General features: G+C 73.5%; 7 protein-coding genes. 2 read left to right on the forward strand and 5 right to left on the reverse strand.

Annotation, left to right across the window (positions count from 1 at the left end):
• Positions 1-276: 276 nt before the first annotated feature.
• The 5 genes from ACFWOG_RS38380 to ACFWOG_RS38400 all read right to left on the reverse strand — a co-directional run bounded on the left by ACFWOG_RS38380 (position 277) and on the right by ACFWOG_RS38400 (position 4039).
• Complete coding sequence (locus ACFWOG_RS38380) at positions 277-1494, reverse strand: PP2C family protein-serine/threonine phosphatase (protein ID WP_380364163.1); 1218 nt, start codon at positions 1492-1494, stop codon at positions 277-279.
• Between the two features lie 186 nt (positions 1495-1680).
• A complete protein-coding gene (locus ACFWOG_RS38385) occupies positions 1681-2139 on the reverse strand; it encodes a hydrolase (RefSeq protein WP_380364164.1) in 459 nt (152 codons plus the stop codon).
• Positions 2140-2224: 85 nt separating this feature from the next.
• Positions 2225-2818 carry a hypothetical protein gene (locus tag ACFWOG_RS38390; protein ID WP_380364165.1) on the reverse strand — a complete coding sequence of 198 codons (594 nt, stop codon included), beginning with the start codon at positions 2816-2818 and terminating at the stop codon, positions 2225-2227.
• A gap of 357 nt (positions 2819-3175) precedes the next feature.
• The gene (locus tag ACFWOG_RS38395) at positions 3176-3493 is read right to left on the reverse strand and encodes an RICIN domain-containing protein (RefSeq protein WP_380364171.1); all 318 of its coding nucleotides are present in this window, start codon (positions 3491-3493) and stop codon (positions 3176-3178) included.
• A gap of 102 nt (positions 3494-3595) precedes the next feature.
• Positions 3596-4039 (reverse strand): hypothetical protein, encoded by a 444-nt coding sequence (locus tag ACFWOG_RS38400; RefSeq protein WP_380364167.1) that lies wholly within the window; start codon positions 4037-4039, stop codon positions 3596-3598.
• A gap of 367 nt (positions 4040-4406) precedes the next feature.
• On the opposite strand from ACFWOG_RS38400, the gene ACFWOG_RS38405 reads away from it, so the two are divergent.
• Positions 4407-5471 carry a Gfo/Idh/MocA family protein gene (locus ACFWOG_RS38405; RefSeq protein ID WP_380364169.1) on the forward strand — a complete coding sequence of 355 codons (1065 nt, stop codon included), beginning with the start codon at positions 4407-4409 and terminating at the stop codon, positions 5469-5471.
• Between the two features lie 620 nt (positions 5472-6091).
• The coding region (locus ACFWOG_RS38410) for an NAD-dependent epimerase/dehydratase family protein (RefSeq protein WP_380364172.1) at positions 6092-6194 on the forward strand (103 nt) is incomplete at its 3' end.

Consider the following 6194-nt stretch of genomic DNA (forward strand, 5'->3'; position numbering starts at 1 on the left):
GCTACGGCGCCCACCGCGCTCTCCCCGTGCCTGGCCCTCGGCAGCGTCAGCTGTGTCTAAGACCCAGATCCTCCCGCTCCACCCGACCCTCGGCCGGGCGCCCGGCGGGAGTCACGGCCGGAGCGGGTACGGCGGCGCCGGGGACGGAACGGACCGACGCGGGTGCGCCGTCACTCCACCCGGTGGGTCCTGGCCGACTCCCCCACCTGGGACGACGCTTGAGGCTGTCCCACACGTCACCGATGCCGGCGGAGGCCGGGCCGTGCCGGTGAGGCTTCAGCGAGCCGGGGGAAGCGTCCCGACCGGCGGCGCCTCGGGCTGCCACTCGATCATCATGATCGTCGCATCGTCGGTCAGCGTGCTGTCGTCGTTCTCCAGCAGGGCGTGGATGAGACGGCGCAGCGCCTCCGGGGCGACCTCACCGGCGGCGGTGGACCGGATCACGAAGTCGGCGAAGCGATCGAGCCCGAACATCTCGTGGTTCGTGCCCTTGGCCTCGATGACCCCGTCGGTGTAGATGAGCAGCCGGTCACCCGGTCGGAGCGAGAAGGTGTGGACGGAACGGGGCGCGCCGGACAGACCCGCCAGGCCCAACGGTGCCTCGCTGGTGCGGGCCAGGGCATCGGCCACCACCTCCCGGCCGCGGATCAGCAACGGTGGCGGGTGGCCGCAGTTCGCCCAGTGCAGGGTGCCGGTCGCGAGGTCGAGCCTGGCGAAGACGCCCGTGACGAAGCGGTCGGGGAACCACCGCTGGATGGCGTCGTCGATGGTGGCGACGAGATCGGGCAGGTCGGCGCCGTTGCGGCGGGCGTTGCGGCACGCGGCGAGGGCCACGGCGGCGGTCAGGCCGGACGCGAGGTCGTGCCCCATCGCGTCCAGGACCGCCGCGTGCAGCACGCCCTCGGCCAGCGAGTGGTCGAAGGCGTCACCGCCCAGGTCGTAGGCGGGTTCCAGGACGGCGGTCGAGATGACCTGGCTGTTGGAGACGGTGCGGACGGGGAGGAACGCGCGGAGCATCTCGGCGGGCAGGCTCATGGTCTCCGCCCGGGTGCTGCGGGCGTAGCTGTCGCTGGTGTCCCGTTTGGAGGTGATCACCATGGCCGTCATCGCCGCGAGGAGCCTGCACCGCCGCAGCCCACCGGCGTCGAGGCCGGTGGTCCGGACACCGAGCACGCCGAGCCGCTCGGCACCGTCGACCAGGGGCAGCCAGGCGAGCAGTGTGTCGGCCCCGTCCTCGCCGACCCGCAGTGCCCCGGTGCGGTACGCCCAACCGGCGAGGGTCCCGTCGATCGGCAGGTTGGCGCCGCCGGCCAGCGGGAACAGCTGGTTCTGCTGGATGTCGGCGAGGTAGACCGTGCTGGATCCGAGGCCGAGGGCCTGGGTGTACCGCTGGGCGATGGTGGGCACGTCGGCGGGGTCCAGCGTGCGTCTGGCAGTGAGGAACTCCTCCAGCAGCTGTTCGCCCAGGTTCAGTGGCAAGGTCTCGTCGGCCATCGTCCCAGCCGATCCCGCGCACCGCACGGCCGTCGGCCGACACGGCGGAGCCGGCCCGAGGTTCGCCCGTACCGGGTCCGGATCTCACCCGATCGGCGCACAGCCGGGACGGGTCGCCGGTGCGGGGTTGGTGCCGCGGGGACGCCGCGGGCGCGCCGGACCGGGCCGGACCGGACGGGGGTCCCCTCAGCCGCGCCCGGCATCGAGATGCGTCCCGCGTACCCGCTTGATGCCGACCAGGACCCGGTAGCGTTCACGCGCGCCGAACTCGGCCAGACGCCAGACCACCGGGCGGCCCACCTCCGCGCACAGGTGCAGGACGGTGTCCCCGCCCGCGCAGACGCCGACGTGCGCCCCGTAGGCGTCGTCGGTCGCGTTGAAGAGGAGCAGGTCCAGCGGGCGCGGGGTGCTGACCCGCCTGGTGGCGTCCCGGTCCTCCCACAGGTCGCTGGAGCGCAACGGCGGGACGACGCGGCCGAAGTGGGCGAGCACCGCGTAGGCGTAGAGCTGGCAGTTCGCCCCGGCGGCGAGGCCGGGGCGCTCGGCGACGGCGGGTGAGCCGGGGTGGCGGGCGCCGACGTACGGGACGTCCCACAGGAGCTGGGGCAGGGTGAGGGCCGGCTGCGGCGTCGGGTCGGTGGGCACGGGGCACCACGCTAGCCGCTGCCCGCGCCGCGGAAGGCGGCGCACCCCGTCGGGCCGGGCGCGGGGGCACCGGTCCGGAGGGGCGTCAGTCCTCCAGCAGGCGGCCGATGAGCTCGGTCGCCGAACCGGCCTCCGCGTCCTCGGCGGCGCACCGCACGTCGAACGCGGCGTCCCTGGCCCTCGACAGGGCCTCGGCGTCCCGGCTCCCGTCGAGGAACGACGACCGCTTCGGCGCGAGGTGCATGAGCACCCGGTCGTCGCTCCAGTCCACGGTGGCCGTCAGGAGCCCGCCGTCGTCCCCGGCCATGAAGGCGGTCATGCCGCGCAGGGCGGTGAACGCCCAGACCAGCGTGGGGAGACGGAAGTCGACGCGGGCCTCGAAGTCGAGCGTGAGCGAGCCGGAGTCCTCGTCGAACCCGACCGTCAGGCAGCCGTCACCGTCGAGACCGCGCAGCAGACCCGCGTAGTCGCCGTCGATCCAGCGGTCGCACTCCCGGACGGCACCGGCCAGCTCCGCGCGGTACCGGCGCCGCACGTCGCCGTCGTTCCAGGCCTCGCAGAGGCCGGTCCAGTCGTCCTCCGCCCAGGTGGAGGCGGGGGCGACCGGCGCTCGCAGGTAGGCCGACAGCCGTGGCCGCGCGATGGCCGTCGCAGCCGACATCATGACGTACTGGGACATCCGTTCCCCCGGTGGTGAACTCCTGCGGCGCGTGCGGCGCGTCGACTTCGCTTCCGTCGATTCCGCTTCCGGCGATTCTGCCCGGATCGATCCACCCGCGTCGATCCCGCTCGGCGAGCAGGCAGGGCGGCGGGCAGGCAGGGCAGCGAGCGGGCCCGGCGAGCAGGCAGGGCGGCGCACTGCACTCGCGCACCGGTGAGGATCCGGACCGGCATGCCCGACCTCGTGAGGAACGGCACCGCCGCAGGACGTGCGGCCCCTCCTCGGGGTCCGCACCGCCCGCCCCACCCACAGGGCCGAGCCGCCGGCCGTCGGCCGGGGCTACCGCCGGAGAGAACGAGACGGGCCGGTCGCGGTTCAGCCGGGAACGGTCCGGTCCCCGCCGGCCACCACCCGGCGGAAGCAGCGGCTGTTGTAGTAGTTCATGCTCTGGGTGAGCGTCTCCCCCGCTCCCCCGGGGTCCGCCCAGCGCGTGATGCCCAGCCAGTGCCCGCTGCCCCGGTTGATCACCGCATGGGGCCGGCCGTCCGTGACGACCCGCCAGGACTGGCCCGGCGAGGCCGCGGCACAGTCCTCCGCGAGCACGGCCGCCTGGTCGGAGGACCGCCCGCCGTTGCCCAGGCAGAGCCCGGTGGCGACGTTCCCGATCCGGGCTCCCTCGCCGTCCGGGAGCAGCTGCCAGGCTGCTCGGGCCGGGCCCGGCCGGGCCTCGCGGGGAGCACCCGGGCGTTCCGTTCGGCCGCGCCCGTCGGGGGCTCGGCCGGCGGTCCGCGAAGCTCACGAACCGCCGACGATGCGCCAGGCGACGCGCTTGCGGGCCGTGCTCCCGCACGCCACGTGCAGGGCGTCCTCGATCAGCCTGACCTGCTCGCGGACGGCCCTCGCCCAGGCCTGCTCGCGGACGTACGCCTCGATCGTCTCGGCGTCGTCCCTGCGGCGCGGCACGCCGACCAGGGCGGTGCGCAGGGCCTTGAGACCGGCCTGCATGGCGAGCACCTCGGCGTCCAGGTAGAGGCGGAGCATGCAGGCCAGCTCCAGCGGGTTCCGGTGGAACACCTCCTCGTGACGCCACCGCGCCGGGGCGAGGTCGAGCAGCCAGTCCTTCGCCGACTGTTCGAACTCCGGGTTGCCGGGGCGGCGCACGGCACCCGGCCAGCGGGCCGAGGACGATCGGGCCGGCCTGGGCCCGGGCACCCCGTCGGGTGCTTCGCTGCGCGTCATGGTTCATCACCCCAGGTGCCATGGGACCGTTCCCCGCCGCTTCGCACCGCGTCCGTCCGGCGGCTGCCGGGCGGACGGAGGCCCGGGGTGTCCGGTCGGCCGGCACGGACGTGGAGCGACCGCCGTGCCGTCCCGGCCCGGGCGATTTCGGGTGCGATGAGTCTCAGACCTGTGACCTGCGCTGTCAAGCAACGCCGTCCGGTTCGCACGGACCGGGGGCGGGTGGTCCTCGTACCGGTCCGGCCTCGGCGATCCCGGAGGCAGCCGGCGCGTACCGTGGGGCAGTCGATTGCGCGGGGGGAGGCGGTCCGGACTCCGTCGCGGGTCCCTTGCGCATCGCCTTCGCCTGTCAACCGAGAGGAACCCCATGACGCAGGACCGGTCGGCCACCGCAGACGAGACGGCAGGCCCCGTGCTGCCCGCACCCCGGACCCCCTCTCCTCGCGAAGCACCGGCGCTGAACTGGGGAGTGATAGCCCCGGGCGGGATCGCGGGCTACTTCACGGAGGCGCTGCAGAAGTACACCCGGCAGAAGGTCGTGGCGGTCGGCTCGCGCGACGCCGAGCGTGCCCGCGCCTTCGCCGACCGGTTCGGCATCCCTGCGGCCTACGGGAGTTACGCCGGTCTCGTCCAGGACAGCCAGGTCGACATCGTCTACGTGGCATCGCCGCACTCGGGCCATTTCGAGCACGCCATGCAGGCGATCGAGGCGGGCAGGCACGTCCTCGTGGAGAAGGCGTTCACGCGCAACGCCCGCGAGGCCGAGCAGTTGATCGAAGCGGCCCGCAAGCGCGGGGTGTTCCTCATGGAGGCGATGTGGACGCGCTTCCTGCCGCACATCGACGTGGTCCGCCAGGCACTCGCGTCGGGGCTGCTCGGTGAGGTGCACACCGTCATGGCCGACCACGGGCAGCGGATGGACCCCGACCCGTCGCACCGCCTCTTCGCGCCCGAGCTGGCGGGCGGCGCGCTCCTCGACCTCGGCGTGTACCCGGTCTCCTTCGCCTCGATGGTGCTGGGGCCTCTCACCTCGGTCACGGCGGTGGGCACGAAGACCTTCACCGGCGTCGACGGCCAGGCGTCGATCGTCGTCACCGCCGGGTCCGGAGCACACGGCGTGTTGAACACGACGCTCTTCGCCCGTACCCCGACCACGGCGTCGATCTCGGGAACGCACGCCCGGCTGGAGATCGACAGCCCCTTCTACGGATCCGCCGGGGTCCGTCTCATCGGCCGGGACAACCGGCTGCTCGACACGTTCGTCCCCTCCCAGCGCGACGGGGGCCTGTGCTACCAGGCCGCCGAAGCGGCCCGGTGCATCAGTGCCGGGCGGCTGGAGTCCGAGCTGATGCCGCTCGCCGAGTCACTGGCCGTCATGCACGCCCTGGACGACGTTCGCCGCGACCTGGAGGTCGTCTTCCCCGGCGAGTGACCGGCCCCGGAGCACCGGGCCAGTCCAGCAGAGCATGCGACTCGCGGTCGAGAGCGGTGCGCCCGCGGGAGCGGGGTGCGGTGCGGCGGCCGGACAGGGCACTCGACGACGGGCCCGGGGCGGGCCGCCGCCCGCTCGACCGGCCCCACCCTGACGGCAGGCCACAGAACCCACCCACTCGACATGTTGCTTTACGTTAGATTATGTTGAACTATGGTGGTGCACTCATCCTCTCGGGCCGCGGCCCCTCGGGGGTGGGTGTCGGTGGCGCCGCCGCACTGCCCCAGCCGGCGGCGCCCCCTCATGGCTCCGCCCGGGCCGGGGCATTCTGTGCTCGGCCGTCGCAACGTGGCGGCGGCCGGGCTCCGGTGACGGGCGGGCGCGGAACTCCGTGAGGGTCGGAGGAGTCCGCGACCTCGGAGCCGGCGACTTCGCGCGGCATGCCGAAGCCGCCGGCCCGTCGTACGGAGGTGGCCACCCCTGAGCGCCCGGGGTCGACCGGACCTCTGGATTCATGGATCGAATATGCGACCCACCCTTGTTTTATCGTGATGTTTTCTGTTTGATTATGTTTATCTCAAGGGTGGCCGGGTGCCACCCTTCCCCCTGGAGGTCTCGTCATGAGCAGGTACCTGGTCACGGGTGGCGCCGGCTATGTCGGCAGTGTGGTGGCCGCCCACCTGCTGGAGGCGGGTCACCAGGTGACCGTCCTGGACGATCTCT

The organism is Kitasatospora sp. NPDC058406 (genome assembly GCF_042722765.1).
In the GTDB taxonomy this organism is placed as follows: Bacteria; Actinomycetota; Actinomycetes; order Streptomycetales; family Streptomycetaceae; genus Kitasatospora.

What these genes read in the sequence shown, in the direction of transcription:
- ACFWOG_RS38380 (WP_380364163.1), bottom strand. Translation starts at nt 1,494, where the DNA reads ATGGCCGACGAGACCTTGCCACTGAACCTGGGCGAACAGCTGCTGGAG.
- ACFWOG_RS38390 (WP_380364165.1), bottom strand. Translation starts at nt 2,818, where the DNA reads ATGTCCCAGTACGTCATGATGTCGGCTGCGACGGCCATCGCGCGGCCA.
- ACFWOG_RS38400 (WP_380364167.1), bottom strand. Translation starts at nt 4,039, where the DNA reads ATGACGCGCAGCGAAGCACCCGACGGGGTGCCCGGGCCCAGGCCGGCC.
- ACFWOG_RS38405 (WP_380364169.1), top strand. Translation starts at nt 4,407, where the DNA reads ATGACGCAGGACCGGTCGGCCACCGCAGACGAGACGGCAGGCCCCGTG.